This is a genomic window from Parachlamydia acanthamoebae, assembly GCF_000875975.1.
Taxonomy (GTDB): domain Bacteria; phylum Chlamydiota; class Chlamydiia; order Chlamydiales; family Parachlamydiaceae; genus Parachlamydia; species Parachlamydia acanthamoebae.
Genome location: NZ_BAWW01000066.1, coordinates 188,672 through 215,464 on the forward strand (window position 1 = coordinate 188,672; position 26,793 = coordinate 215,464).

The window sequence follows — 26,793 nt, forward strand, 5'->3', positions numbered from 1 at the left end:
AAAATTATAACTAATCCATGAATTTATCTCAATCACTTACGCCTTCTATTTCATCAATTTTCATAACATTTTAAAAAATCAGATTTTTGAAATTGAAAACATTCAAAATTTCAGATATAATTTGTTTAGATAAAGAAGGGGAAATTTATGCATACATATCGAATGGATTTTAATGAATTTAATAAGAAATTATCAGATTTCGATCCTAATAAGGAACTGCAAAAAAATGGTATTCTAAATCTTTTCAATAAAAAGGTGAAAATTAAGATCGTAAATCCTAATGAAAAACCGCCCTCTTTTATTCAAAAAATCATCAACTTCGTAACTTTTAAATCTTCAGGTTATAGCAAGACATTTCGATTTGATCAAAAAGCTCTTTTAAATAAGCTGAATGCGAGCTCTTCTGATTCTCAAAATCTCGCCGCAATTTTCATGGAAAAGGTATGTGGAGAGGTCAAGCCCTCACCTAAATGGGATGTGATTGTTCAAAAACATCAACCCCCTCTGAGGCCTCACCGATCAGAAATAAATGGATGGATTGAAACAATTATTACTGGCTTAAAGAGACACAAAGAAACATCTTGCCATTACGATAAAGTTTATTGTTTTTTTCAAAGCGGTGACAAATCGGATATCATCTTTGGTCACGATGGGCAATGGGATCCTAATCTAGTCTTAAACCTGACTCCCGAAGAAAAATCTAAAATTTTAATTCTACTCGTTCCTAGAGATAAAAATATTGAAAAAAGATTTCTTGATAAAGTCTACCTCAATATCTTATTTCCACATGAAATTGATATGCATGGTGGAAATGGCATGCATATTGGTATGGATTATAAGGCATTCAGCTTAAAAGATTTTCATGAAATTCAAAGAGGAAAATTACCTAAAAGTTTTTCTGAAGCCTTTCAGTCCTAAGTTACACACCATGATTATTCCTCAACGGATCTGAAGAATAATCATTTATTTGCATGCGTAATTATTCTACATCAAAGATTTCTTCGCTAAGACCAATGGATTGATTTGAAGAAGGAAATTCGACTGCAGCACCGTCGCGACAGCACCGGTTTTGTCTTCTTTGAGCTCTTTGCCAACGGCTGTAGCGCATTTCCGCTCTACGACGCACGTTGTCTTGATTTTGAAGATACAAACTTCTCTGATCTCGCTCTTTGGAATTCCGATCTGCCACTTCTTCATCATGAATATGCTCTTCTTCTTCAACCTCTTCTTTAGGTTTTTCTTTAGAAACATCTTCACTAAAAACGATTGAAGAACATGCGCATAACCCAATAACCATCCAAAGAATGATTTTTTTTCTCATATTTTCCTCCAATGGCTTGAGTTTTAAATTAAGAGGCTTTAGCTAGGGCATCCTCTAGATTATGAAAAAATTTGAATGAATCATTCACTTTTGCTAAGACGAATTCGTGCTTTAAACTGCGACTGAGACCGCAAATTTTCAAAGGTTTGTGATGAGATTTTAAATAATTCCTTAGTTGCAGCAAAAATCCGAATGCTCGACTATCAATTGCTGTACAGTAAGTAAAATCTAAGATGCACCCCTTATCTTCGATCATGGGTATCCAGCTAGCTAGATAGCTTGTGTAATTGAACTGATTTCCCATCGTTCCGAAAAACGTGACAATAACATGTGCATGTTTTTGCTGGATCGAAAGGTAGAGATGATCTCTAACGCTTTCTTTTTCACAAAAATGGGGAATAAACTGGGGCGGAGTATCAAAGAAATGGGGCGATAACAGGGGCCAAATGCGCTGCAATTTAAATAAGTATTTCAGATGAGATGCCAATCCCCAACAATAGATTTCTTTTTTTTCTTTCCAAACCCTCGTCATCATTTGAATCAAAAAATTAAGTCCCTCTAAATCGAAGTAAACAACATCACGCCAATCAAAGATAAGGCAAGGGTGGCCAAATGCATCCTTTAGTTGACGCATAATTTGATCACTGGCACTCCGATTCAATATGGGAGGAAGCTGAAAGACAACAAAGCTTTGTTCGGACGAAAGAAATAAAAGAGGATCTTTAACACTTGCGTCGACAGAGTTAGCAATTTTATGTCGATAAAATAAGCTTAACAAATTCTGGTAGCCGATCAAGGGAAGGGTCAGCAAGGAAAATTTCACCGTCCCCAGAGTCCTTTGCCACAAGCTCGGTATTTTTTGTGGATAAGTCTCATCTATTTCGGAAAAGTGAAATGCATCTCCCGTTCCGATTGTCACAGGAGCTTTTAAACGCTGGTTAACACGTTTAAACCATATTTCCTGTTTCGGGCTGCCCAAATGGATCCAAATTAAATCAGGAGCAGCTTTATTAATATCTTCGACGATGACATTATCCAAATCATCCATATGAGCGAGGCTCTCACCTTCAAGACGTACTTGAGGACATTCGATTCCTGCAATTTGAATTCCTGGATAATTTCTTTTAAGGCCATTTGCAAAGGCCCTAACTTCTACCTCATTTCCTCCTAGAAAGAAAATGGACTTTTTTTTATTTGCTAATTCTTTTATTAACTGAGATAAAAATACGTTCCCATCGATCGTCTCTTTAAAGGGATTTCCTAATATTTTGCTTAACCACGCCAGTGAGCGATCCGTTGGCAAAACGAGAAATGATTTAAAAACCATCGCTAATAGTTCACGGTTCTCGATGGTTTCTAAGCCCCATCCCCAAATTTGCATGAGTTTTTCCATGTCCATAAAGCACACATAATGGGAAACTTTTTGGGCTGCAGGAGTGTCCATCGCTTTCAGAATGACTTGGACTGCTTCTTCTTGCGTTAAGTCACTGACAGGAATTCCCAGCAAAATAAGAGCTCGAGGATGCATGGTCTCTTTCCTCAATTTAATTTGAATTGCAACAAACATGTTTTGCGCAAAGAAAAATCTACAAGATGTTCTCTTATAAACTGACTATTGCAAAAAAATAAGTTGATTGCAAGATAGGGGATTATCTTTTTTTTTAATCTGCGCGAGCTTCTAGATAATTCTCCCCGGCCAGATCCAAACTTTCTGATTCCAAAGAAGTTGAAGTAGCACACAAAAGAGACTCAGCCCTTCTCAATGCTTTTTTCATGTGGAGATGCGGACGTCTTTCGTTTAAGAAGAACAGATTTTCTTTTCCGATCAGATCGATTAAAGCTGAATTGCTCAAGACTTCCCATGTTGGAAAGGTTAAGCCACTTAATATAAGATGCCTGCCTGAGCTTTGTAAATAATTGTAAAGTTGATGTAGAGCCAAGCAACCCGTTGCATCGAGATCGCGCGCATGTTTCAGCTGAAGAATAATCACTTTCGTTGTTGTATCATCTTCAGCAATTGATTTTAGAGTACTTTGGAAAAGATCTGCTGCCCCAAAAAATAACTCCCCCTTGACTTTGATGACTCGAATTTTTTTCTTGTCGTTTTTTCTGGCTGCATCAGCGGAACACCATTTACCTGAGTCATCGATACCATATTCAATTAGCTGAGGAATTGCCGCTTTTTTAAGATAAAGAGTAATTGAAATGACGACGCCAATATAAAAAGCCACGTCTAAGCTCAAAAATACACAAGAGAGAATCGTAATCCAAAGGACAAGCGCATCCGAATTCGTCGCTTTTAAACAGAGTAAAAATTGTTTGCGATTGACAATACTGACTGCCGTCACTATCAAGAGAGCCGCTAAAGATCCGACGGGAATGCGTGTAATAAAAAATCCAAAGGCGAGTAGAAACGTGGCAACAAAAATGGCCCCAAAAATAGCTGCAAATCGGGTTTGTGCCCCGCTAATGTAATTCAAAATGCTGCGAGAATTACTTCCTGAAATAGGCATTGCTCCGCCTAGAAAAGAACCACAGAAATTTCCTAATCCAATCCCAAAAATATCTTGATTAAGAGATAACCGCTGGCCTGTGATGGCCGCAATTGATTTAGCAACAGCCGCGGATTCAAGAATACTCATCAAAGCAATCGCAAAAGCAACGGGGACGACACTACTCAAAATGCGCGTGTTGAAATAAGGAAACGAAAGCGCAGGCAATCCAGTATAAACTTCACCAGTATCACCGACTAACGCGACTTGTTGCAGGCGCTCTCCCACAAAAGATTCTCCCCCCTCAACATTTAACCCCATTAGTTGGACAACAATCGCCATAAATCCGAACGCGATTGCGGCTCCAGGAATCCGTTTGTCTTTTTGCCTAAAAGCAACGATCAAAAACAAACTTCCCAAGCTAATTAATAGGGTAGGTAAATGGAATTGGCTTAAATGCGAGACTAAGTACCAGGCTTTTTCATAAAATGCATGCACCCCTTCCATAGGAGGAATTCCAAGAAATATGTAAAATTGATCGATGACAATCGCAATGGCTGTTCCCACAACGTATCCAACAACAACAGAATGGCTCACGAATTGCGTCAAGCGTCCCAATTTAAATGAAGCCACTAAAATCTGAAAAATTCCGACAAGGAGGGTCAATTGCGTTAAAATCTGGACCGCCATCCACTCTCTTTCGGGTCCATCAAGATCTCGAAAATAATTAAAAAGAATTTGCGATGTCCCCGACTGAACCATGATGGCAATGGCATTACTAGGCCCTACAATTAAATGACGAGAAGATCCCCAGGTTGCTGCAATTAAAGAAGAAAAAATCACCGCCAAAAGGCCACAAGAAAGAGGAAGCCCCGCAACCATTGCATAGGCCATGGCTTGAGGAACGCTTAGCAGGGCGACTGAAAATCCGGCACTAACGTCTTGAGCTAAAAATCCCCAAGAATAATTTTTCAAATCCTTTAAGGATGTAAAAAATGAGATGCGATCAACCGAAGAGCCCATTTCAGTCATCTCCATGAGCATTTAGAAAAAAATCTGCAGCTTTCTTTTTGAGTTTTAGCATAGATAAGGCGCATTTTGTCATTAAAAAACACAAATGCCGAAATTTGATAAAAAATAAAAGTTAATTGTATTCGATATTACTATTTTTTAAAAGAAATAACTTTTAAAAAGATATTTGCACTTCCTATTACTATAGAAAAGTCTCATTTGCTTACAAATTTTCCTTAATGATTAAAAATTCTAAGACAAGAAGATGCTCACTTTAAAAGGGGCTTAAGAATAATGCTAATATACGTTAGAGGAAAGTAATTAAAAGCATTTAGCCAATGCAAATAACACAAAAACTAATCCCTTAACATCCTAATATTTAGAGCGCTAACTCTAAAAGATATCAACTCAATTAGGTATTTCTCACTTGTAATTTATAGACCCTCAATCGTTACGTAAATCCCAGATTGTAAAAGAAGCTCCACTATGGACTGCCCTACAATTATCGGGACAGGAAGCAGCGACAACTTTAAAGTCAGCAACCTTAAGCAAGCATGAAACCCTTCCACTATGACCTCTTAAAAAATGAAAGGGTCTTTTTTGTCGTATATCCCAAAATGCAATCGATTTATCATCAGCACCGCTTGCAAAAAAAGTTTCTGAAATTTTGCAAATTGTCCAAACTCTCCCACTATGGGCACGGAAAGAATTTGTTATCCTTTTTGTTTCAATATTTAATAAAGAGACTTTTCCAGAAAATGCAGCAATAGCTAGTGTTTCCTCTGAAAGATTTTCTAGATATGAAATAAAAGGTCTCTGTTTAATAGTAGAGGTTGTATTTAATGCTTCTCTCACAACTTTTTCTTTTTGTTTCCACGAAACTACGTCACCCGACGGTAATTTTTTCATTTTAACAACATCTAAATCAGATCCAGTAGCAACAAAAAAAGTATCATTTCTTGAAGAAACGGCTTTAATGCAATAAACCCAGTCATTTTTACTCAAAGAAAAATCTAAGCCCGATAATCGCTTAATTCCGACTTTTTTATTTCTATCTATTTTTGTTGTCCACGTCGCCATCATAGCGGGAAGACCTGAAAGAAACATAAGGCTTTCCCCCTTGCGCGGAATTGTTGTTAAACAATTAATACGACAAATGTTTCTATCCTTACTTTTCACATTGTGATTAAAACTGTTTTGATGCCAGCTAACCAGCCCCCCACTACTAGACCAAAGAGCAAGGCTACCATCTCTTGTTCCACTCATCCACTGCCCATCTTCGGCAATAGCCAAAGCAGTAATCCAATGACAGTAGCTCTTGGGTTGCAATCGCTCATGTGGATGCCTTAATAAACTTATACAGTTCCAATCAACATCCCATATCTTAAGCGTCGTATCTTTAGATCCGCTAACAAAAGTGTTATTCTCTAGTTTGATCAGTCCATGTACATCGTCATTATGAACATTTTCAATAACTCCAAAGGCCTGACTTATCGAAGTAAAGCAAGAACTTGTAAGAGGATCTTGCCAAGAAGTGGGTGTCATTTTAAACCTTAAATATAAATTAAACCATTTGAAATTATAATTAACTTCAGTCTCTTTCTCTTTACCAAACTTAACTTTTTAGATTAATCACAGAAGCTTTGGAAGAATGACTTAGAATCGTCGATTCATCCCGTCTTTTTTTTCTTTTAGGCTCAGACCGTTCTTGCTCTCTAGCCCTTTTTCTAGAAGACTCATTAGAAGACGGACTAATCTCAAAAATACGTTTTTGTTCTTTTTGGTTCGGCTGCTCATTAGGAACTTCAAGCGAAACTTTTAGCGCAATGACACCATGTTGAGAGGCTCTTTCTTTGTAACCCGGAATTTTTTCATAGATTTCAATCCCCTTGCTGAGGTCTGTTACGTCTGGAAGACATGCCTTAAGACCCTCTTTAACAAGCATTTCTTTGAATGAGGGATATGTATTGACGTCTGTAATTAAACATTGGACAGGAGCCGATGACCTACAATAAAATGTGATGCGATCACCAATCCTTGCACATTTAAAAGCACCAGAATTAATCCTTCCTTCAACAGTTTTCTGTCCACTTCTGATTAAATCGAGATACTTTTTCATTAATGTAAATTTTTTTCCATCAAGGCTCCCTGAGCCACTTCTAGAAGACCATGACCGATTTATTCTTTCTGTTGAAGAAAAATCACTGCTAAAAATTCTCGCTGAACGCTCTCTTGAAATATGCGTAGATGGGACTGTGGTGTTAGGGAAAAATCTGGGCCGAATGGTGTTATGATTCATACTCTTCCTTAAATTTGTTATTGATCATGCGATGTTGCAATAAGGTTTCGATGCAACCAAAATGGGTAACTGTGAGAAAAAAGATCTTACAAATCTCAACCATTCTATTCAAGCTTTAATTTTACAGCAATTACACCAAATTTTTTTTCGTCTTCTCTCGAATAAAAGCGATAGTAAATATTTTCACCTTCATCGAGACTGGCACAACCAGGCAGTACATTTTTAAGCCCTTCATGGAAGAGCATATCTCGAAAAAAAGGGTAGCAATCAACCCTTTGAACAAAGACAATGAGCTGATTGTTTATCCTTAAGCAATCACCAGGTGCTAAATTTAAAAATTTGGATTTGGCTAAACGGCCTTCAACTGTTTTCTTTCCTTGCTTAATTAGCTTGAAAAATTGATCTTCTACGTTAATGTCTAACATTGATTTATCTTTTTACTTAAGTTCTTTAATGAGAAGGTGCTCAGTTATACCTTTTATATATTTGTCGGGAAAAGACTTGACAATTTCACAACCTTTTTTTTGAAAAAATGCTAATGATTCTGTCTTTGTTTCGGATACTGTAACAGCTATTCTTTTGATTCCAATTGTTTGCAAAGCGACATCATTAACACGATTCCATAAAATGGTTCCTAAACCTCTCCTTGAATTAGTTTTAGCATCAACAACAAAGAGAGTTTTCAGTTCAAATGCATCAGAATATTCTTGGAATTCTTGTGTAGGCTGTTTTTTATAAACAATAATCCCTGCAATATTTTCTCCGTTAACTAATAATTCACATTTGCGATCTAAAGACAGACTAATTTTATGGAGAGCTTGTGTTTGATCTCCATAAAGGGGTTTTATTGTTGAATTAAATAAATCTTCTACTTGCTTAAATAGCGAATGCGTACCATCTACAGGTACAAAAGAAAGTGAAATTTCAGTATGCATAAGAACCTTTTTACTTTAAATTTTTTAAGAATCAAATTTTAACCTTTACAGTAAAATTTATTTTATTTCAGAGAAGTTTAAATTTTAAATATTTGTGCAAAAACCTATGTGGTTGGAAAAATATTGTCAACAAAAACACGCGGTACAATGGAGAGATCATTTGTAGCCAAGATGGTTTTCAATATTGACATAACCGTTTTTTGAATAGCGACTAAAATTCGGATAAAAACCTGAGAAAAATATATGGATTGAAAAGTCTTGCCAAATCCCTAAGCGAATCGACATTTTCAAGAGCATTTGCAGAGTTTGCTGATATTGCACTTCCACAACATGAGCGTGAAGCACTGATCAAAAAACCGTTGAGAGATGAGGTTATTTTTCATAATTCATGGGATTCTGCAGCAATTGAGGTTAGAGAAAAAGCCCAGCTAAAACCTAAAATGACTGAATCAAGTAAGAAAAAAAAGGAGCTCTAAAAGGATGAGGAGAGAGCCAATGCACGTTTGAAAGATAAGTTTGGTGCTTGTAAAATTAGGGTTCGTGGATTTGTTAAAGTGGCGTGCCATCTCATGTTTAGTGTTTTAACATTAGTTGCAGATCAACTAATGAAGCTGGTGACCTCGTTATAAGGCAAATCGAACAAATAAAATGAGATGAAATGCTTAGGGCGGCTCGACAACAAAGTAGGCAATCTTTTGATATTTTAGCTATTAAACAGCGAAAATATAACCAATAAGATAAATTCAAATTTTCAAATATTCGCTAAAAATCAAATACTCTATTTATTTTTAAGCTTTATTTCTTTATAGTAAGTAACTTCATAAAACTTAAGGTGAAAGATTTGATTATGTCAAGATTACCAAAACTTGCTCTCGTTGGCCGACCTAACGTGGGAAAATCCGCCCTTTTCAATAAGATTTGCGGGAAAAAAATTGCCATTGTGGATGAAGCAGAAGGTGTGACGAGAGATCGTCTTTACGCCGAGGCAGATTTGTTTGGTCGCCATTTTCAAGTCATCGATACCGGCGGAATTAACCCTCGCTCTGATGCGCCATTCAATGAAGAAGTCAAAAGACAAGCTGAAATTGCCATCGAGGAAGCCGATACCATTGTGATGGTTGTCGATTCGCATGTCGGTTTAACGGCTCTGGATCATGAAGTTGCCCAGATTTTATTGCGCACCTCAAAACCACTTTGCTTAGCTGTTAATAAAATCGACCATCCTTCCCAAGAGCACCTTATTTATGAGTTCCAATCTCTTGGGATCACAAATAAAGTTGCCGTATCCGCCACACAAAGCTGGCGCATTGCCGAACTTTTAGAAGCCGCTTTAGATCCTTTAAGCCTTGAAATCGGGGAAGAAGAAACAGATAAGCCATTAGCAATCGCGATTATTGGAAGACCCAACGTCGGAAAATCCTCTTTGATTAACTACCTTTTAGATGAACAACGTTGCATCGTTAGTCCCATTCCGGGGACAACACGCGACAGCGTAGATGTGTCTTTTACACATAACGAACATGCCTACACGCTTATCGATACAGCTGGAATCCGTAGAAAACACTCTGAACACGAGGTCGTGGACAAATTTGCCGCGATTCGTACAGAACGTGCAATTGCCCGAGCAGATATCTGTTTATTGGTTCTGGATTCTCAACAAGGGATCACAGTTCAAGAAAAAAGGATCGCTAATCTGATTGAAGAAGCTGGAAAAGGATGCATTTTACTTTTCAATAAATGGGATCTTGTTAAAGGCTTCCGAATGGAGCATTGCCTCAAAGAAATTGAAAGTGAAGCCTCCTTCCTTAATCACTGCCCCAAGATTTTTATGTCCGCAAAAACAGGACGAAATGTCGAGAAGATCTTTGAGGAAATTCAAACAGTTCACGAAAATTCACAAAAACGGATTACCACTCACCAATTGAATAAGTTTATAGAAGTTGCGATGCAGCGAAATCACCCACCGATGATGATGGGTAAACGTTTACGTATTTATTACATGGCTCAAGTGGCAGTTAACCCTCCTAAATTTATCCTCTTCGTGAACTATCCAAACTTGATGATGGAGAGCTATAAAAAGTATCTATACAATCAGTTTAGGGAAGCTTACGGCTTCACTGGCGTGCCGATTCTGATGCACTTAAAAGGAAAAGAAAAAACCCGTCAAGAAAAGCAAGAAGAAGCCCGCGAACAAGCGCGTCCAAAACCCCCTAAAATGGCTTTCACCCCAAGTGAAGAGGAAGAACCTTTCGAAGTTGACGACGAATTATCCGATTGGGATGAAGAAGATGAAAATAATTTAAACTGGCCTTAAAAAGTCAGCTAAATGGGAAAGGATGTTGATTGAGCGGAATGTTCAATCAACATCCTTCATCAGCCTTCTTGACTCTCACTGAAAGTCCTGCTCTCATCATCTGTTAATTTTCCCAATTTTTTGCATCCATTTTAGACACTTAAAATACGAGGGAATAAATGCTGGGATTCACTGGGACTTTAAGTTGTGGGCGTGCGGCTGCAAAAAAATTTGACATCTTCAGAGATTCGATGGTGGGATAGATGACGGGATAAGCCTTAAAAAAAGAAAGCTTCCACTGTTCAATTGAGAGTTTTCAAGCTTGACATAATGAAAATTTTTCTACCCGCACTTCAAATTTATTCTATTAAACTATCTCTCATAAATGGTTTCCGATTTCCTAAAAAAGGATTTGGGTAATTTATCATCGTTTTTTACAGTTAGAGACATACTACCTCTTCAAAAAAAATGGAGGGGTTCTATTGCAGCATTTTCGCAAAAACTATGCACAATTAATAAACTAAATCGCCCTTTATTAAAGGTCATTGATTTAAATAAGTCATAGCTCGCTGGAATAGATTTGATCACCGCAATGAATTCATTCTTCATTCAAAAAAGACCCTATCATTATTTATTTACATAAATTCTTTAAATACCCAAGATAACGCAGAGTCTAAAAATTAGATTTTCTCAAATGGATCTCCATTTCGAGAGCATAGATACATTTCAATTAATCAAACTGAAATTGGAGAGTCATGAAAAAGCTTCTAGCAGCCTTTATTCTTGGTGCTTTGCTCTTTTGCTCAATTGTAGACAATCTTCTTGCTTCCGAAAAAAAACTTAACACTTCAAACAAAATTTATATCCAACCCCAAGATGCTCTCACAACTTTATCCGGTTTGTTTGTAAATATTGATGGAGTGCAACATCCAGTTTCTAGCATTCATTGTGATTCAGAAGGAATTTATATTTTTAAACCCCTCGACTGTTGGTGTGATAACGGCCATTCCACCGTCTGTTTTTTTTGTGAAGGGTGCAGTGTATGGTATTGCCCTTATCGCTGTGGTTGCCCTGAATAATTTGACAAATTCTGGAGAGGCATCTCTCCAGAATTACCCCAGCCACCATTGATCCTCTATCTATGCAAAGCCCCCATTGATACGAAGAACCTGAGAATTCACCCACCCACCGTCTGGCCCAGCAAGAAAAGACACAACATTCGCAATATCTTAGGGCTGACCAAGCCGCTCAAGAGGGGCCAATTTCGTAATTTGAGCAATCTGCTCTTGGCTTTTGCCATCAAGAAAGAGTTCTGTAGCAACTGGTCCGGGGGCTATGGCATTGACCGTAATGTTTCGACCGCGCAGCTCGTTAGCTAGCACGTGAACCAAGCCTTCCACACGCACTTTTGACGCAATATAGGGAACCATATGCTGGAAAGGATTTCGCTAATACGCTACTTGAAAAGGCAACAATTCTCCCTCCCCCAGCAACGCGTTTTGCAGCTTGTGTTGACACCAAAAATGTTCCTCGCAAATTTGTATGAATAACTTTATCAAAAAGCTCTACATCTCCTCAAAGGAGAAAGTGACATGGCACCAGCATTGTTCACGACCACATCGATTCTTCCAAATTTTTTCAGAGTTTCTTCAAATAAGTACTCAACATCCATAGGATTAGCGACGCCCCCCTTCAAGGCGATGGCGCATTTCCACCCGAAGACTTAATCTCTGCAACAACCTCTTCTGCATGATTTGCACTGTTAGCGTAATTAACGACGACAGAAAAGCCGTCGAAAGCTAATCGTTTCGCAACTGCGCGACCGATAATAGAGATCTTTGCCACGATGCCCCCTTATTTTTTCTAAAAAAATCATCATGACCAGGTCCTCATAAATTAATCCAAACAAAAACAGTAAGCATGGTCCGTTTCATTGGAGAAAAATCCCTTAACCTAAATCGATGAACTGTAAAAGTTGAATCAATTCTTCTCGATTGAATTGTTTTAACACTTGCTGTTCATCTACCCCTACAACATCCTCCAATAACTGCCCTTTTTGCGAAATTAACTGATCGATTCTCTCTTCTATCGTTCCTAAAGTAACCAATTTAAAAACTTGGACTCCGCGTGTTTGTCCCATCCGATGCACCCGGTCAGTGGCTTGATTTTCACGCGCTGCATTCCACCAGCGGTCATAGTGGATAACTACAGATGCAGCGGTTAAATCAATTCCCAATCCAGCTGCACGCAATGAACCGACAAAAATCTCGCAGTTGGGATCCTGATTAAAGCGTTTGATGGGAGCCCTTCGATCGACGGTTGAACCGCGAATAGTGGCGTATTCAATCCCATTTTGTTGCAAATACAACTCAAAAATATCGAGCATACCCAAATATTGAGAAAAAACCACAACCTTCTGCGAGCTTTCTCGCGCTTCATCTAGCAATTCTTTAAAGAGATCCCACTTACCAGAGGAATAATCTTGATATTCTTCAGGTGTTTTTAAAAAGGCCGCGGGGTGATTGCAAATTTGCTTGAGTGAGGAAAGCAAGGCAAAAATATGCATATATGGGATGGCAATCGTGCGATCATGCAAAACTTGCAGAATTTTTTCTCGGGATCTCTCTAAGACCTCCACATACAAATGTTTTTGATCATCCACCAAAGTGCAGTGAGAGATTTCTTCTGTTTTTTCGGGCAGATCCAGCAGCACATCTTCTTTCTTTCTTCGAATAATAAATGGCTTTACAAAACGAGAAAGCAGTTGCTTTCTTTCTACACTTCCTTGGTTTTCAATCGGTTTGATAAAAAATTCCCGAAAGGAAGCATCATTCGGCATGTAAGTAGGGACCACAATATCAAACAGAGCTTTCAGCTCCCTTAAATGGTTTTCGATGGGTGTTCCGGTTAGGCCAATACGCATTTCGGCTTTTACATGCATCAAAGAGGAATAGATTTGGCTGGTATGATTTTTTGCAATTTGGACTTCGTCAAAAAAAACGACGGTGAAAGACACTTTAGTTAAAACTTTTTGTTCATTTCTCCATACTCCATAGGAAGTCAACATTACCTCATACTGCTCATCAAAGTCTTCCAAACGTCTTCCACTTCCATAAAAAGTAAAGACTTTGGCAGAAGGCAAGAAGATCGCCATTTTTTCTTGCCAGTGGTAGATGACGGATGTGGGGCAAATGATGAGAAATTTGGCCTGTATTTTATTTTTTTGTTTAGCTAGTGATTCCTGGATCATAGCCATTAAAGCCATGGCTTGGTGAGTTTTACCCAAGCCCATATCATCGCAAATAAATCCTGAAAGATGGTGTTGATACAAAAACCACAACCACAAAACGCCCACTTGCTGGTAGGATCGCAGCTGGCATTTCAGTTGGGGAAGATCGGGAAATTCTCGAGGATGAAAATAAAGTAGCTCTTGCAAAACGCTTAACGAAGCTTTATCGAGATGACTTAAATTCACATCTTCCAAAATTTGCAGCCGAATCAGCTCCAAAGCAGTCATTGCCATGCTTCTTGAACGCAGATCGATCCGCTTTTTATCAAATATACGCAGCCATTCATACCTTTTTTCCAGTAGGTCAAAACGGCCTGCATCTGTAAAAAGATAACGCTGGTTATTTTTAAGGGCGCGCCAAAATGTGGGAATATCAACCATCCCCTTATCTGTTTGATATGCCAATTTAAGAACATACCATCCTCGCTCCAGAACCTCTTTTTTGATGAGATTTAGGATGACTAAACTTTGATAACGAGGCACCCCAAGCTTAGGATCAATTGTCCAGGCATATTTTTTTACGCTTTCCCATTCTTCTGAAAAAAATTCAGCTTGTCTTTTGGATTCAACGACAAATGGGAAACGGTATTTTTCAGGCAGAAAACGTTCACCCGTTAATTCGTAAAAGCCTTCTCCTTCTACAAAGGAAAAGCCTTCAAAAATACGCACATTTTCAGGCTGATATCCCTTGGTATATTCATATTTGGGACTGATCATAACTTCTTGATCGTCATTGACCGAAATTTCCAGGCCACATTTGGCAACAGGACAACTGTCACTAAAAAATCGTGGGATCAGATGCAATTCATCTTGATTCATTCGGATAAACAAAGGGAGCTGCTCGGCCGAAATCGATAAACCTGGATGGGCGGCAATAAGAGCACTCGCTTCAGCTTTGGGATAAAAGCCTTCAGCTTCCAAATAGACCCAGGCCCCGAAATCGCACCCTCTAATTACCCCTTTCTCTCCCTCTACCGATTTAAAAAAATGCAGGCGATTATCATCATCCAAAATATAGCCCAAACGAGGCTCTTTGCCCGTTAAATGGACTTCAAAACCTGGTTGCATATTGAGCCATACACGATATTGACTCACAAAATCATTCATATCATTTTTTGCCACAACGACGTGCATTTCCTCAAAAAACTTCCCTTCAATGCGGGAAAAGCCCTGTGCTTTGAGAAATATCCAATCGCCAAAAATCCAGGATCCCGATTTAGAGAGATCTCCACGCTCAAATAAATGCGCTTCAATGTGCAAATTCCAGTGTGTATCAAATTGAAATGTATAGGAAAGGGGATGCGGGGTTGCTTCTAATTGAACCTTCTTCAAACGAGATTTAATAAAAGCATGATGGTTATCCAAAGCCTGAGCGATTTGTTCTCCGTGCAATTTTTTGGCAGGAAAAAGATGAGCAGGAGTTAAAGCATAAAATCCTTCGGATGGAAAATACATCCATTCATGAAAATGGATCCCATTTTTTTTAATCCAAGAGCCGTTTTCGGCAATGTGGATTTCCATAGTTCCTTTTTGATCGTCAAATTCAATTTGATCGATGGCCTCTTCGGGAAGAGAAAACACTTTTAAAGGAGAGTGGACAGTATTTAACGCAGGAATAATGAGCTCTAGGATATCTTTGGATAGTTTAAAGTATAGGTGCACTTCTTGAAATTGGATCGAAATGCCACCAGGAATTTCCCCTGTAATACCCTGAAAATCAATGGTATATGAACGCTCTAATTCTTGCATTTCCATCAGCCATTTTGCTAAATCGCTCCAAAAAGAAAGTACATAGCTCAAGCCAAGGCTCGGTTGCCCAGACCTCCACTGCATGAGCTCCTCTTGTGTGAGATTGGAAAATTTTAAAGAGGTCTCTTCCGTTTCATCTAGGGGAGAATCCAAAATTTGATGCCAACGCGTTTGCACCTCAGCAGATAGAAATTCGAGTTTTACCCAAACATCTGCATCCTTACTTCCCACATAAAGGGTGTCGTCAACCTTCGTCATCACATCTGAGGAGTAGCCCACTTGCATGGCACATCCGCGGCATAACTGGTTCCACAAAGAACGTTCAAAACGTTGATGTAGAGGCTCGTGATGCTTTCCATAAATGCCTAAAAAAGCAACAGAAAGGTGCAAACAACCAGGATTTTCTTCTTCTCCCATGCAGGAGCAAAAGCAATCCTTTATCTGCCCTTTTTCATCTAGCTGTAAAAACGCCCACTCTTTTCTTTTCGTATGTGGGTCTTTTACCTGAACTTGGTAAGTGGGACCAGAAAATTCTAAATCACGAATTGCATGATTTTTCCATGCGATTTCCGCACTTTGCTGGTAGAACTTTAAAAACTCTGGAAGTTCAACCATAGATTAACTCCTATCTAATCCGGCTTTAACCGAAGAATAAACAACTTGAAAAAGATTGCAATAGAACATACACTTTTACACGTATTTTCACTGAGAGATTTATTTATTTTTTTTAAGGTATATATGAGCCAAACTAGAGATATCATTCGCGGAACACTGCTAATTGCTGGGACCTCAGTCGGAGGTGGAATGCTGGCACTTCCCGTTTTAACCAGCCTTGGGGGATTTCTTCCTTCTTTGGTCATTTATCTACTTTGTTGGCTTTTTATGGCTTGCACCGGCCTTCTCTTTTTGGAAATCTCTCTTTGGATGGGTAAGGAATCGAATATCGTTTCCATGGCAGAACAAACCCTAGGCTTACCTGGAAAAATTGTCGCCTGGATTGTCTATTTGTTCCTTTTTTACTGTTTAACAGTCGCTTACATTGTGGGCTGTGGAGATTTAGTCGTCAATTTATTCCCGCACTCGATTTCTGAATGGCAGGGTTCTTTGCTATTTGTAATTTGTTTTGCACCAATTGTTTTTGCGGGAGCCCATGTTGTCAGCAGGGTCAATAGCTATCTCATGCTGGGACTTGCCATTTTTTTCTGTGCCTTTGTTGTCATTGGCGTCCCGTTTGTGGATCCTCAAAATTTAAGAGAGCGTAATTGGACGCTAGCACTGATTGGGCTTCCCGTTTCGTTTACAGCCTTTGCTTACCAAGGGATTATTCCTACGCTCGTGCACTACATGTCTTTTGATACCAAACGGATTCGATTTTCCATTTTGTTTGGTAGCGCAATTCCTTTCATTGCCTACATCATTTGGCAGTGGCTAATTTTGGGAATTGTGCCGACTTATGGTCCTGGTGGTTTGGCAGAAGCCCTCCAGAATGGAGATACGGCGGTGCAACCTCTTAAATACTTTATTGATCACCCCTCTGTCTATATTGTGGGACAGTGTTTTGCTTTTTTTGCGCTTGTGACCTCTTTTTTTGGGGTTACCCTAGGATTACTCGACTTTTTGGCGGATGGCCTCAAAATTGAAAAAACAGCGATGGGCAAGTTTTTTATTTGCCTACTCATTTTTATTCCTCCTCTTGCAATTGCCTTTACTTTTCCGCATATTTTTTTAACGGCATTAGAGTATGCAGGAGGATTTGGATGTGCTATTTTATTAGGCTTATTACCGATTTTAATGGTATGGTCTGGACGTTACCGTTTGGGTTTAAAGGGCCCATATGCTTTGTGGGGAGGAAGACTTTTGTTGAGCGTTCTCTTCCTGTTTGTTATATTTGAAATCATAGTAGGATTGACTTTGACTTTTCAGAAATTAATCAGCTAATTAATCCTGATAATTCGCTTGACATTTTACTAGTATTTTAATAATTTACTGATAATTAAGCTTTTGTTTAATTGAGAGTGTTAAAAAGTGATACTACAGATTAATCTGTAATTAGTGCACAATTTCTCTCTCAAATCACATTTCAAACGGATCTATTCCTGGTATTGAGGGAGCTGCGAATTTTCTGTGCAACCAAAAACCTATATTGCAAGCGAGCATGAAATTGATCATGCGATGATTGATTCCGATGCTCTTTATGTTCTTCAAAGATTAAGAGATGCGGGATACACTGCTTACCTCGTTGGGGGAAGTGTTCGAGATTTACTCATTAAGCAAACTCCTAAAGATTACGATATTTCAACTTCTGCTAAACCAGAAGAAATTAAGCAGCTTTTCCAAAAAAGCTGCCTCTTAATCGGACGACGCTTTCGTTTAGCTCACATTCGCTTTAAGCATAAAATCATTGAAGTTTCGACTTTCCGTTCTGGTGACAATGAAGGGGATTTAATCCTTCAGGATAACCAATGGGGTTCTCCGGAAGAAGATGTTTTACGTCGAGATTTTACGATTAACGGCCTATTTTACGATCCCGCTAACCACTCGATCATTGATTTCGTGGGTGGTTGGGAAGATATTAAACATAAACTTTTGCGCACGATTGGTGATCCGGCCATCCGGTTTAAGCAGGATCCCGTTCGCATGATTCGATTGCTCAAGTTCCGCGCTCGATTCGGCTTTGAAATTGATGCCGACTCCAAAAAAGCGCTTGTTCAATGTCGCAAAGAAATCATGAAAAGTTCGCCCGCAAGAGTTTTGGAAGAAATTTTTAGAATATTAGAATCAGGTTCTGCGGCCTCATTTTTTCATTTGATGGCAAAGGGAGGAATCCTTGAGCTTTTATTTCCTCTTTTAACCCAATTTTTAGCGACGCCTGCAGGCGAACAGATTTATCGGCATTTAAAAACGGTCGATTATATCAACCAGAATGCTGGCAAAAACCTGCTTGAAAGGGCTGTCTTAAGCGCCTGTTTGATTTTTCCTATTTTACAACAGGAAGTCAAAAAGCAGTATCTCGATGACGGGAGAACGCCACATATGGGAGAGATTATGATGCTCACTTCCTCGATTATAAAGGAAGTCGTCACCTCTTCTTTTACCCATTTTCCCCGCCGTTTGAGCTCTACAATGGCATTTGTGCTGGCCATGCAATATCGCTTAACGCCCCTTTCAGGGAAAAGACATTGCAACCCTAAGTTGATGCGAAACAAAGAATTCATCTATGCCTTAAAATTTTTGAAGGTGCGTTCTTTAATGGATAAGTCTCTTGAAGAGACCTACACCCATTCCAAAAACCTTTGGAAACAGCAGGTTAAACATGGCTACAAGCGGACTCATCCGGTGACTTCTAGCCATATGCATTCTTCTAAAAAAGGTTCGCATCATGCCCAATCCTCATAAGAAGCAGGTTTTGATTGCTCCTTCTGGAATGGAAGTTTCTTTTCGTGGCCCCTCTCTTGAAGAGGGGCCTTTGCCTTCCGTTTTCTATTTCGCACTTTCTAAAAAGGATACCCTTTTTGTCGATCCTTACAATAAGCCCTCTACCGTATGGGATGCTCTTGGCATCCGTGTTTTTGCTGTCGATTTGCCAGGGCATGGAGATGGATTTGAAAATAGAGAAGCCATGCATTACTGGGCTCAAGCCTTAAGCCAGGATCCTTTTTTTCTCGAAAAATTTGTAGCTTCTTGTGGTGAGATTGTCGATTACCTGATTGAGAAAAATTATACCTCATCTGGAGCGATAGGGGCAGCAGGACTCTCGCGAGGAGGATTCATCGCAACCCAACTGGCTGCTCAAAATACACATGTTTCTTCTGTTTTAGGATTTGCCCCATTGACTCAGCTTAGTTGCTTAACTGAATATCAAGAACACGCTGTTATCCCTTTCCCCCAGCATCATTTGGATACCCTCGCCCATTTGTTAATCGATAAAAATATCCGTTATTATATTGGCAATCGAGATCTTCGGGTTAGCACAGATGCCTGCTTTCAATGCATTCGCACCATTGCTGATGCAGCTTTTGAACATGGCAGGCGCTCCCCCACTGCAGAACTTGTACTTTTTCCTTCAATTGGACATAAAGGACATGGAACTCCACCTTATATCTTTGAAGAGGGAGCTCGTTGGCTAGCGGAAAAGCTAACAAACTGAACCTGCGTGCAGGATAATTGAGAAAAAGTTATAATTCTCCTCAAAATCAATTGGGACAATAAAAAATGAAGCATCCATATTACTCCATCGTGATTCCTTTAAAAGATGAAGAAGACAACATCATCCCATTAATCGCTGAAGTTGAATCAGTGATGGAAAAACTAGAACAGCCCTGGGAATTGATTTGCGTCGAAGATGGTTCGCAAGACAAAACGCCAGATATTTTAAAAGCTTTAGCGCAAGAAAAACCGTATTTACGCGCGCTTATCTTCACGCAAAATTTTGGACAATCGAGTGCATTTGATGCTGGTTTTAAAGCTGCACGAGGAGAGTTTGTGATCACATTGGATGGAGATCGACAAAACGACCCGAGTGATATCCCTCGCCTTTTAGAAGCCGCCAAAGAATATGATTTAGTTTGCGGTATCCGTACGAAACGGAAAGATAATTGGGTGAAAAGAATCACCTCTCGCATTGCCAACTTTGTGCGTAGTCGTTTATGCCAAGATGGCGTGCAAGACACCGGATGTTCCCTCAAAGTCTATCGTACGACTTGCCTTAAACAAATTAAAATGTTTCATGGCATGCATCGTTTTTTACCCGCTTTATTTCGGATGGAAGGATTCCGCATTACTCAAGTGCCCGTCAACCACCGCGAACGCACGCAAGGTACAACCAAATACAATTTCTTCAACCGCTCCTTCAATACCGTGGCAGATATGCTAGCAGTGCGTTGGATGACACAGCGTAAATTGAATTATACGATTGAAAAAGAGCTGCCATGAGTGACAATTGGCGTGAAGGATTATACATTTTAGGCTTTCTCCCCCACGCGTTGTTTACAGGGCGCGCGCTTTTGCAGTGGATGATCAGTGAAAAAGAAAAGAAGAGTTTGGTCACTCCAACTTTTTGGAAACTTTCTTTAGCCGGAAATCTGTTCTTGCTAGTGCATGCTTTTATTCAAATGCAGTATCATGTCTGTGTGATTCAAGCCGCGAATGCTGTGGTTTCTTGGCGCAATTTAAATTTAATGAAACCACAAACAGATCAAGCAGCATTTCGCACAGTAGTCCTGCTCTTTATGTTTAGCATTTGCAGCGTGACTTTGGGCTTTTATGGGCAAGCGCACTTCCTGGAAACCTCCAATTGGTTTCGGATCCCCTCTTCTCCCTGGCACCAAGGTGAAGAAACGAGCTTTTTTTGGCATTGCTTAGGCACAATTGGCCTGGCCCTATTCGCTAGCCGTTTCTGGATTCAATGGTGGTGTGCAGAAAAACACAAAAAAAGTTATTTAGGACCCTTATTCTGGTGGTTAAGTGCTGTTGGTGAATGCTTGAGTCTCGTTTACTTTTTACGCATTTTTGACCCTGTGCACTTTATTGGCCCAGCCTTTGGATTAATCCCTGCAATCCGCAATTTGATGTTGATTGCACAAGCAAAAAAACCTCTACAGGTAAAGCAGGAAGCATGAACGCAAAACAAAAATCTATTTTTCTTTTTGCTGGAGAACAAAGCGGCGACCTGCATGGTCAAAATCTGCTGCAGCATTTGCAACAAAAGCTACCCGATTATACTTTCTCAGGAGTCGGCGGACCATTAATGCGTCCTTTTTTCACCTCTTCCGTTTTGCGCATGGAAGATTTTGAGGTGATGGGTTTTTCAGATGTTTTACGTTCCCTTCCCAAGCTAACTCGTCAGTTCTATCAAGTACGAAATGCCATTCTCGACACACTGCCAGAAGCTGTCATTCTCATTGATTATCCTGGATTTAATCTAAGACTAGCTAAAGCCTTAAGAAAAAAAGGATACAAAGGTAAAATCGTCCAATATATTTGCCCAAGCGTGTGGGCCTGGGGAAAAGGGCGCATTGAGCATATGGCAAACACCTTAGATTTGCTGCTCTCGATTGTGCCCTTTGAAAAACAACTTTTTTCACACACCCCTCTACGTGTGGAATACATTGGAAATCCACTCCTTACCTCTATTCAGAGCTATTCTTATCATCAGGATTGGATGGAGCTTTTGGGTATCAAGCCCGCGAATCAATTGATTGCTCTATTTCCTGGAAGCCGCAAAGGGGAAATTCAACGCAATTTACCCATCCAGTTAAAAGCTGCTCAGCTGATGAAAAGAGAGGATCGCACATTTGCCATCTCTTGTGCACACCCTGAAATTATTCCTGTCATGCAAAGCATCCTTGAAGAGACAGACTTAAAATTGCACCAAGATGTTTTTCTTGTCCCCAAAGCGTATACTTACGAATTGATGAAGGACAGCCACGCCGCTATTGCGAAATCAGGAACTGTGACATTAGAATTGGCTCTCCATCAAAGGCCGTCGACAGTGATCTATCAACTGACGGCACTCAATCGCTTCATCGCTAAATATATTCTTCGATTGAATCTCCCCTACTATTCCATCGCCAACATTCTCGCTCAAAAACAGCTTTTCCCAGAGCTGATTGCGACTGGTCTTACACCTAAAAATGTACATGCCAAAATGGAAGATCTAGCTGATCCAGAGTCCAACAATCGCCAAACCTGCATCCAACAATGTCAAGACTTGGTCCCCTTTCTTTCGCAAAAAAACAATCCCTGTGAACAAGCCACTCAAGCGCTCTTGGAGATGCTAGGTAGATGATCCGTGCGATTTATCAAAGGTTCAAGAAAAAAAGTCTTCCTTATATCTTCGCTTACATAGGCAAAGCCATCGTGCGATTTCTGGTGTACACATGCCGATTTAAAGTCGAAGGAGTGGAGCAATTTGTTCAAATGGGTTCCAGCCGCCCTTGTATTGTCATGTTGTGGCATAACCGTTTGGCATTATGTGCGGAAATTGTTTCTCAATTTGCCCCACAGTTTATGTATGCAGCCTTTGTCAGCAACAGTCGCGATGGAGAACCTCTTGCCATTCTGGCTGAAAGCTACCCTTGTGGGACAACAATACGCGTTCCCCACACAGGTCGACACGAAGCCTTAAAAAAGATGATTGAGCGCCTGAAGCAAGGCAAAGAAGTGATGCTTATTACCCCGGATGGCCCCCGAGGGCCTCGCTACGAAGTGAAACCTGGAATAGCACTTGCGGCCCAACAAACCGGAGCGGCAGTATTTCCGATGAGCTGGTCAGCCACCCGCTTTTGGCAATTTAATACATGGGATCGTTTGATTCTGCCAAAACCTTTTTCGACCATCTCAGTGATCTTTGGATCACCTGTCGAACTCGAACAACAAAATTCGCCTCTTGAAGAAAGCACAAAAACGCTAGAAAATGCCTTAAAAGGGATTGATTTCAAGGCTTGCACTTCATTGTTTACGAATCCTGCTGAATGGCCTAATTAAAAAATTACGAACTAACCAACTATTCTGAACATTTTCTTCTGTAACAATTTTGACATGTCTTATTTGAATAGTCATTCCAAGAACCACATTTACAGCAATCCCAAAACATATATCCTTCCCCACATTCGTCAAAGTCCTTGGGCTATTTCATAACGACCTTTCGCCCATTGAAGGGCTTCTCGAATCAATTCCATGGCTAATCCACAGCCTCGATGAGCTGAATGTGTACAAATCCCATGCAGGACACCTATTTTATGCCATTTCCCTTCGATAAGCATCGGACATTCCAAAAGGGCGACATGGGACAAAATGTTTCCTTGTTCTTGCTTGATAAAGAGCTTACTTGCCTCCCAGGAAAATCCAAGAGCTTTGCGACGGATAATCACGTCTCTAATTCCCGGAAATGATTCGTCTAAAAGATTGATATAATTTTTTTCCATGAAACAGCCTTAGGTTTTCTTCCAGGTATTAGCTTTGAATGTTGCAAGTTATTCCGAAAAATAATTTTTTGATTTAAATTTAAGCATTATTCAATGATCATCGGAAATGATCAAGGAAAAATTAATGAAAACAATATGCATCAAAACCAGGCTGTGAAAGGATTTAATTGAAAAAGTTAGACTGTGGTTTCAGACACTCAAAGAAAAGATGAACGAAACATTAGAGTCTTTAGAAAATGAAGGAGTTTTTGTGGAGTCAGCTTTTCTTGATCAGCAGGGGAATGACCTGTATCTCATTTACTATATGAAAGCCGAAGATATCACTCGTGCGTATGAGGTATTTACCAAATCAAATCTAGCAATTGATCATTATTACAAAAATTGCTGGAAAACATATTGTGAAGGACGCGAGGTGTTAGAGGAACTTTTAGACATTGATAGATTCGAAAGTTTAAAATCCTACAAGGAATAAAACAACCTTTAAACTCTATCAGTGAAAGCATCTTTTCAACAAATCTGTCCATGAGCCATCATTTCATGTTGATCTTAACTGAAAAACTCACGGATCATCCTCTAGCTTAGGAATGATTCTTTCCGGAATGTGGATATGTGCATTCGAAAATTGCAAGGGATACGTATTCAGATACTGGGAGAGATAATGATAGGTTCCCAATCCCACAGAGGCTGTTAACGAAAGCCGCTTCGCTAAAGATGCCACATGAGCAAGACCAATATCGCTTTCAAATGAACTACTTAATACGAGACTGATCCCTTTTTTAAGCGTCCATTCATGTAGATCAAGACATCCTAATAGCCCTCCCTGAATTGTTGGTTTATAAATCACCGCTTTCAAAGCAGGGATTTTTTCTAAATCTTCCAGAGACAAATCATGCGGAAAAGATTCATCAACAGCAAGTGGCAGTTGAAATAGGGTAAGATCCTGGGGATTTTGAAAAGGCTCTTCCACATAATCAAAAGCATCGAAAGAATATTGTGAGAAAAAATCAAGAGATTCTTTTGTATTCCATGCCCGATTAACATCTATGCGCAAACGGAATCGATTCTTCAAAAGCGCAATGATGCTTTCAGCCTCTTTAAAAGTTAAATTGCTGACCTTCAACTTGGCGGAAGTAAATCCTTCGGCGTATCTTAAAGTTGCCTGCTGCATAATCTCTTCTACAGACCCCATAAATAATGCACTGACAGGAATAAAAATAGATGGAAGCGGATTTAAGATTGAAAAAAGGGCAGACTCAAAACCAAATGTAAGGGATGGACAGAGATCAAATTTTGCCAGTTCTTTTAAGCATGTAGACTTTTCCCATATATGATTTAATAGATCTTGTTTCTTTTGAATGAGCTCTGCTAAAGCCTCTTTCAATGTCTCTCGACTCCATTTAGGAAGAGGAGCAATTTCCCCCCAGCCACTATTCCCCAACTGATCCACAACATGCAACAAAACCCCTTCTCTCATTTGGTGGTTTTTTAAGGGAATCTGATAAGGAAAAAGAGACAGTGTTTGAATACGCATATTTATTCTAAGTTCAAATTTTTAATGAGCAACTTCCTAGCAAAACTCCGATTTAAAATGACTTGATGAATTAATGCGAGTGATTTTTTTTACTTATTGGGATAAAAATGAATGGACCAATACTTACTCTTTTCATCAAAAGTGGCCAAAAGATTGATGTAATCAGCTTCCCTAAGCTTTTTTGACAAATTGTTGCTTAAAATGATATCTAATGGATTAATTTGCACGTGTATGTAAGGGATATCTCTTCGATGAGATATTCTAAGAGGAATTTGACATTTGACAATAGCTTGTGCCAACTCAACAACATCATCAAGATTAAACCATCGCAATAGACTTGTTTCTTTCTCTTCACCCGGCCAACAATGCGTGTATTTGGATTGCGCTTTTTCAATCACAATCCCTGGCACTCTTATTGCAGGCCGTCTTAAAACATAATTTCCATCTTCAAAATTTTTATGAGAAAAAAATTCCGCATGCATGTATGACAGAGGGCAAAAATCCAACTCGTAAACATATTGAGGGTTTAGCGGCAGCGTTACAGCATTTTGCTCAAGCTCATTTTTAGCAAAAGAGCTTAATATCCCCTCCGGGTGCACTTTCATTATAGCTTCAATAGAAATTGCAACACTTTGCAAATCTAAATGGGTTCTTTCTCGTTCAACGCCTAGGTGCATAGCAACAAAAGCTCCTTCTTGATTAATGTATGCTCCTCCTGAAGACCTATACTTAATTTCCCGGGTGAATAAACGGTTAGTGATTGCACCAACTCTTTGTTCTACCTCCATTTTATAAAAAGACACTTTTAAAGACTTCCCTATGGGGTAATGCAAAAAAATGGGGGTAGGAGTAAATGCTGAACCATCGCAAATTGGCAAAACACTGAGCATTTTTCCAGGTAATCCATCTAGATGGATAATGGCATAGTCTAAGATAGGATCACATTCGACGATCCCCAGTACCTTGGAAGATTGTCCTGGAAGTTCCTTTCCTTGATAAAAAACATTTCGAAAAACAGCTGTCAAATTTCTTACATCAACGTCAGCGATACAATGGTAAGGAGTAATGGCCAGGTTAAATGAAATGAGCGTACAGTTTCCCAGCTGGCTTGTAGAATCGTTTATCCTTCCTACAGCTTGCCAAATTTTTCGAAGCGTGAATGACAAAGAATAGCTTACGGGTTCATTTCCGTTAGATTGCACAAACTGTTGGTTGCCCTCTAAACAGAACCCCTCTTGTGAAGAAAAATCAGTTGAAAAATGCATGACAACACCTCACTGCTTTCTAATTAAAGATAAAAAATTCTTAACAAGTTTTTTTTTATGGGAAAAGAGAAAAGTGCACTTGCATGCGCTCAATCAGATTTTGTTGGATGAAATGGACGGCTCCTGAAATACCGCTTAGCATAGAGCGAGGGGGGACATTACCGTGGCATTTAACCACAATGCGTTCAAGACCGCATAGAAGACCGCCTGGAGATTCGGCATGATCAAATAATTTTTCGATGGCATCAAAGTGTTCGCTATTGCCCAGTTGATTGCGAAGGAGCTTAAAAATCAGCGAAGAAATACCTTCACAAGATTTTAATAAAATATTCCCCATGAAGCCGTCCGTCACAACAACATCCACGTTTCCGCAAAAACATCTTTTCCCTCCACATTCCCAATGAAATTTAAAGGAAGATCTATTTTTTGAGACGCCATGTCTCTACGTATTGTTGTAGTTCTTGATAAGCCTTCCTCAGTTCATGAGGCCCTTTTAAAGGTTCAATGCCAACATTCAGTAGACCCACGTTTGGACAGGTTGTCTTTTCAATGCTCTTTTGAAAGAGAGCTCCCAATTGGGCAAACTGCACATAATGCTCTGCTGTACACGTGATGTTGCCGCCTGCATCAATAAAGGAAACATTGCCTTTCTCATCGGTGGTCCTAAACATGTAATGCTGACT

24 protein-coding genes and 2 pseudogenes are annotated in these 26,793 nt (G+C 39.5%); 12 read left to right on the forward strand and 14 right to left on the reverse strand.

Annotated elements, in window-relative coordinates:
• Positions 1 to 147 precede the first annotated feature (147 nt).
• Positions 148 to 918, forward strand: a complete 771-nt coding sequence (locus tag AOM43_RS10490; RefSeq protein WP_059360205.1) for a hypothetical protein — start codon at positions 148 to 150, stop codon at positions 916 to 918.
• A 61-nt stretch (positions 919 to 979) separates the two neighbouring features.
• Here the strand turns inward: AOM43_RS10490 and AOM43_RS10495 are convergent, their stop codons facing one another.
• The 7 genes from AOM43_RS10495 to AOM43_RS10525 form a co-directional block, all read right to left on the reverse strand.
• Positions 980 to 1,321 carry a hypothetical protein gene (locus AOM43_RS10495; protein ID WP_013924342.1) on the reverse strand — a complete coding sequence of 114 codons (342 nt, stop codon included), beginning with the start codon at positions 1,319 to 1,321 and terminating at the stop codon, positions 980 to 982.
• Between the two features lie 28 nt (positions 1,322 to 1,349).
• A complete protein-coding gene (locus tag AOM43_RS10500; protein WP_226987494.1) occupies positions 1,350 to 2,849 on the reverse strand; it encodes a WecB/TagA/CpsF family glycosyltransferase in 1,500 nt (499 codons plus the stop codon).
• 133 nt (positions 2,850 to 2,982) lie between these two features.
• A complete protein-coding gene (locus AOM43_RS10505) occupies positions 2,983 to 4,836 on the reverse strand; it encodes a SulP family inorganic anion transporter (protein WP_059360211.1) in 1,854 nt (617 codons plus the stop codon).
• Between the two features lie 432 nt (positions 4,837 to 5,268).
• On the reverse strand, positions 5,269 to 6,369 hold the full coding sequence (locus AOM43_RS10510) for a WD40 repeat domain-containing protein (RefSeq protein WP_006340347.1): 1,101 nt from the start codon (positions 6,367 to 6,369) through the stop codon (positions 5,269 to 5,271).
• 70 nt (positions 6,370 to 6,439) lie between these two features.
• The gene (locus AOM43_RS10515; protein WP_059360213.1) at positions 6,440 to 7,123 is read right to left on the reverse strand and encodes an ASCH domain-containing protein; all 684 of its coding nucleotides are present in this window, start codon (positions 7,121 to 7,123) and stop codon (positions 6,440 to 6,442) included.
• Positions 7,124 to 7,227: 104 nt separating this feature from the next.
• A complete protein-coding gene (locus tag AOM43_RS10520) occupies positions 7,228 to 7,548 on the reverse strand; it encodes an ASCH domain-containing protein (RefSeq protein ID WP_006340344.1) in 321 nt (106 codons plus the stop codon).
• Between the two features lie 12 nt (positions 7,549 to 7,560).
• The gene (locus AOM43_RS10525; RefSeq protein ID WP_006340343.1) at positions 7,561 to 8,058 is read right to left on the reverse strand and encodes a GNAT family N-acetyltransferase; all 498 of its coding nucleotides are present in this window, start codon (positions 8,056 to 8,058) and stop codon (positions 7,561 to 7,563) included.
• Between the two features lie 248 nt (positions 8,059 to 8,306).
• Between AOM43_RS10525 and AOM43_RS10530 the strand changes: the two genes are divergently transcribed.
• The 3 genes from AOM43_RS10530 (at position 8,307) to AOM43_RS10540 (ending at position 11,430) form a co-directional block, all read left to right on the forward strand.
• Positions 8,307 to 8,534, forward strand: a complete 228-nt coding sequence (locus AOM43_RS10530) for a hypothetical protein (RefSeq protein ID WP_059360215.1) — start codon at positions 8,307 to 8,309, stop codon at positions 8,532 to 8,534.
• Between the two features lie 371 nt (positions 8,535 to 8,905).
• Positions 8,906 to 10,372 carry a ribosome biogenesis GTPase Der gene (der, locus tag AOM43_RS10535; RefSeq protein WP_013924338.1) on the forward strand — a complete coding sequence of 489 codons (1,467 nt, stop codon included), beginning with the start codon at positions 8,906 to 8,908 and terminating at the stop codon, positions 10,370 to 10,372.
• A 734-nt stretch (positions 10,373 to 11,106) separates the two neighbouring features.
• Positions 11,107 to 11,430, forward strand: a complete 324-nt coding sequence (locus tag AOM43_RS10540) for a hypothetical protein (protein ID WP_013924336.1) — start codon at positions 11,107 to 11,109, stop codon at positions 11,428 to 11,430.
• A gap of 60 nt (positions 11,431 to 11,490) precedes the next feature.
• Here the strand turns inward: AOM43_RS10540 and AOM43_RS14135 are convergent.
• Together AOM43_RS14135 and AOM43_RS10550 are read right to left on the reverse strand one after the other, a co-directional pair.
• Positions 11,491 to 12,196 (reverse strand): annotated as a pseudogene (locus AOM43_RS14135) (SDR family oxidoreductase).
• Between the two features lie 103 nt (positions 12,197 to 12,299).
• Positions 12,300 to 16,004, reverse strand: coding sequence for a DEAD/DEAH box helicase (locus AOM43_RS10550; protein ID WP_059360220.1), 3,705 nt, complete (start codon positions 16,002 to 16,004; stop codon positions 12,300 to 12,302).
• A gap of 123 nt (positions 16,005 to 16,127) precedes the next feature.
• Between AOM43_RS10550 and AOM43_RS10555 the strand changes: the two genes are divergently transcribed.
• The 7 genes from AOM43_RS10555 (at position 16,128) to AOM43_RS10585 (ending at position 22,874) form a co-directional block, all read left to right on the forward strand.
• Positions 16,128 to 17,327: an amino acid permease gene (locus AOM43_RS10555; RefSeq protein WP_013924333.1), complete on the forward strand. Its 1,200-nt coding sequence runs from the start codon at positions 16,128 to 16,130 to the stop codon at positions 17,325 to 17,327.
• Positions 17,328 to 17,513: 186 nt separating this feature from the next.
• A complete protein-coding gene (gene pcnB, locus AOM43_RS10560; RefSeq protein ID WP_059360222.1) occupies positions 17,514 to 18,785 on the forward strand; it encodes a polynucleotide adenylyltransferase PcnB in 1,272 nt (423 codons plus the stop codon).
• Entirely contained in the window at positions 18,769 to 19,536 is a 768-nt protein-coding gene (locus AOM43_RS10565; protein ID WP_059360224.1) for an alpha/beta hydrolase family protein, read from the forward strand. The genes pcnB and AOM43_RS10565 overlap by 17 nt, the downstream gene beginning before the upstream one ends.
• A 65-nt stretch (positions 19,537 to 19,601) precedes the next feature.
• The gene (locus tag AOM43_RS10570; protein ID WP_006340330.1) at positions 19,602 to 20,321 is read left to right on the forward strand and encodes a glycosyltransferase family 2 protein; all 720 of its coding nucleotides are present in this window, start codon (positions 19,602 to 19,604) and stop codon (positions 20,319 to 20,321) included.
• Complete coding sequence (locus AOM43_RS10575) at positions 20,318 to 21,007, forward strand: lipid-A-disaccharide synthase N-terminal domain-containing protein (protein ID WP_013924332.1); 690 nt, start codon at positions 20,318 to 20,320, stop codon at positions 21,005 to 21,007. Before AOM43_RS10570 ends, AOM43_RS10575 begins: the two co-directional genes overlap by 4 nt.
• Complete coding sequence (gene lpxB, locus AOM43_RS10580; protein ID WP_006340327.1) at positions 21,004 to 22,176, forward strand: lipid-A-disaccharide synthase; 1,173 nt, start codon at positions 21,004 to 21,006, stop codon at positions 22,174 to 22,176. Before AOM43_RS10575 ends, lpxB begins: the two co-directional genes overlap by 4 nt.
• Positions 22,173 to 22,874, forward strand: coding sequence for a lysophospholipid acyltransferase family protein (locus AOM43_RS10585; RefSeq protein WP_006340326.1), 702 nt, complete (start codon positions 22,173 to 22,175; stop codon positions 22,872 to 22,874). The genes lpxB and AOM43_RS10585 overlap by 4 nt, the downstream gene beginning before the upstream one ends.
• Positions 22,875 to 23,002: 128 nt before the next feature.
• Here the strand turns inward: AOM43_RS10585 and AOM43_RS10590 are convergent, their stop codons facing one another.
• Complete coding sequence (locus AOM43_RS10590) at positions 23,003 to 23,314, reverse strand: GNAT family N-acetyltransferase (protein ID WP_059360226.1); 312 nt, start codon at positions 23,312 to 23,314, stop codon at positions 23,003 to 23,005.
• Between the two features lie 181 nt (positions 23,315 to 23,495).
• Between AOM43_RS10590 and AOM43_RS10595 the strand changes: the two genes are divergently transcribed.
• Complete coding sequence (locus tag AOM43_RS10595) at positions 23,496 to 23,786, forward strand: DUF6176 family protein (RefSeq protein WP_226987541.1); 291 nt, start codon at positions 23,496 to 23,498, stop codon at positions 23,784 to 23,786.
• Between the two features lie 87 nt (positions 23,787 to 23,873).
• Here AOM43_RS10595 and menC read toward each other — a convergent pair whose 3' ends face one another.
• From menC to AOM43_RS14010, 4 genes and pseudogenes are all read right to left on the reverse strand, one after another.
• A complete protein-coding gene (menC, locus tag AOM43_RS10600; RefSeq protein ID WP_059360228.1) occupies positions 23,874 to 24,845 on the reverse strand; it encodes an o-succinylbenzoate synthase in 972 nt (323 codons plus the stop codon).
• Between the two features lie 89 nt (positions 24,846 to 24,934).
• A complete protein-coding gene (locus AOM43_RS10605) occupies positions 24,935 to 26,110 on the reverse strand; it encodes a trypsin-like peptidase domain-containing protein (RefSeq protein ID WP_059360230.1) in 1,176 nt (391 codons plus the stop codon).
• Between the two features lie 55 nt (positions 26,111 to 26,165).
• Positions 26,166 to 26,507 (reverse strand): annotated as a pseudogene (locus AOM43_RS14005) (hypothetical protein); the annotation flags it as partial.
• 22 nt (positions 26,508 to 26,529) lie between these two features.
• Positions 26,530 to 26,781 (reverse strand): phosphate acetyl/acyltransferase, encoded by a 252-nt coding sequence (locus AOM43_RS14010; protein WP_059360234.1) that lies wholly within the window; start codon positions 26,779 to 26,781, stop codon positions 26,530 to 26,532.
• Positions 26,782 to 26,793: the final 12 nt, after the last annotated feature.

Bases quoted from the DNA above. Each gene is read 5' to 3' on its own strand.
- menC (WP_059360228.1), bottom strand. From the start codon at position 24,845: ATGCGTATTCAAACACTGTCTCTTTTTCCTTATCAGATTCCCTTAAAA.
- AOM43_RS10510 (WP_006340347.1), bottom strand. From the start codon at position 6,369: ATGACACCCACTTCTTGGCAAGATCCTCTTACAAGTTCTTGCTTTACT.
- AOM43_RS10540 (WP_013924336.1), top strand. From the start codon at position 11,107: ATGAAAAAGCTTCTAGCAGCCTTTATTCTTGGTGCTTTGCTCTTTTGC.
- AOM43_RS10570 (WP_006340330.1), top strand. From the start codon at position 19,602: ATGAAGCATCCATATTACTCCATCGTGATTCCTTTAAAAGATGAAGAA.
- AOM43_RS10520 (WP_006340344.1), bottom strand. From the start codon at position 7,548: ATGTTAGACATTAACGTAGAAGATCAATTTTTCAAGCTAATTAAGCAA.
- lpxB (WP_006340327.1), top strand. From the start codon at position 21,004: ATGAACGCAAAACAAAAATCTATTTTTCTTTTTGCTGGAGAACAAAGC.
- AOM43_RS10575 (WP_013924332.1), top strand. From the start codon at position 20,318: ATGAGTGACAATTGGCGTGAAGGATTATACATTTTAGGCTTTCTCCCC.
- AOM43_RS10505 (WP_059360211.1), bottom strand. From the start codon at position 4,836: ATGGGCTCTTCGGTTGATCGCATCTCATTTTTTACATCCTTAAAGGAT.
- AOM43_RS10525 (WP_006340343.1), bottom strand. From the start codon at position 8,058: ATGCATACTGAAATTTCACTTTCTTTTGTACCTGTAGATGGTACGCAT.
- AOM43_RS10590 (WP_059360226.1), bottom strand. From the start codon at position 23,314: ATGGAAAAAAATTATATCAATCTTTTAGACGAATCATTTCCGGGAATT.
- AOM43_RS10555 (WP_013924333.1), top strand. From the start codon at position 16,128: ATGAGCCAAACTAGAGATATCATTCGCGGAACACTGCTAATTGCTGGG.
- der (WP_013924338.1), top strand. From the start codon at position 8,906: ATGTCAAGATTACCAAAACTTGCTCTCGTTGGCCGACCTAACGTGGGA.
- AOM43_RS10550 (WP_059360220.1), bottom strand. From the start codon at position 16,004: ATGGTTGAACTTCCAGAGTTTTTAAAGTTCTACCAGCAAAGTGCGGAA.
- AOM43_RS10495 (WP_013924342.1), bottom strand. From the start codon at position 1,321: ATGAGAAAAAAAATCATTCTTTGGATGGTTATTGGGTTATGCGCATGT.
- AOM43_RS10515 (WP_059360213.1), bottom strand. From the start codon at position 7,123: ATGAATCATAACACCATTCGGCCCAGATTTTTCCCTAACACCACAGTC.
- AOM43_RS10585 (WP_006340326.1), top strand. From the start codon at position 22,173: ATGATCCGTGCGATTTATCAAAGGTTCAAGAAAAAAAGTCTTCCTTAT.
- AOM43_RS14010 (WP_059360234.1), bottom strand. From the start codon at position 26,781: ATGTTTAGGACCACCGATGAGAAAGGCAATGTTTCCTTTATTGATGCA.
- AOM43_RS10605 (WP_059360230.1), bottom strand. From the start codon at position 26,110: ATGCATTTTTCAACTGATTTTTCTTCACAAGAGGGGTTCTGTTTAGAG.
- AOM43_RS10565 (WP_059360224.1), top strand. From the start codon at position 18,769: ATGCCCAATCCTCATAAGAAGCAGGTTTTGATTGCTCCTTCTGGAATG.
- AOM43_RS10490 (WP_059360205.1), top strand. From the start codon at position 148: ATGCATACATATCGAATGGATTTTAATGAATTTAATAAGAAATTATCA.
- AOM43_RS10500 (WP_226987494.1), bottom strand. From the start codon at position 2,849: ATGCATCCTCGAGCTCTTATTTTGCTGGGAATTCCTGTCAGTGACTTA.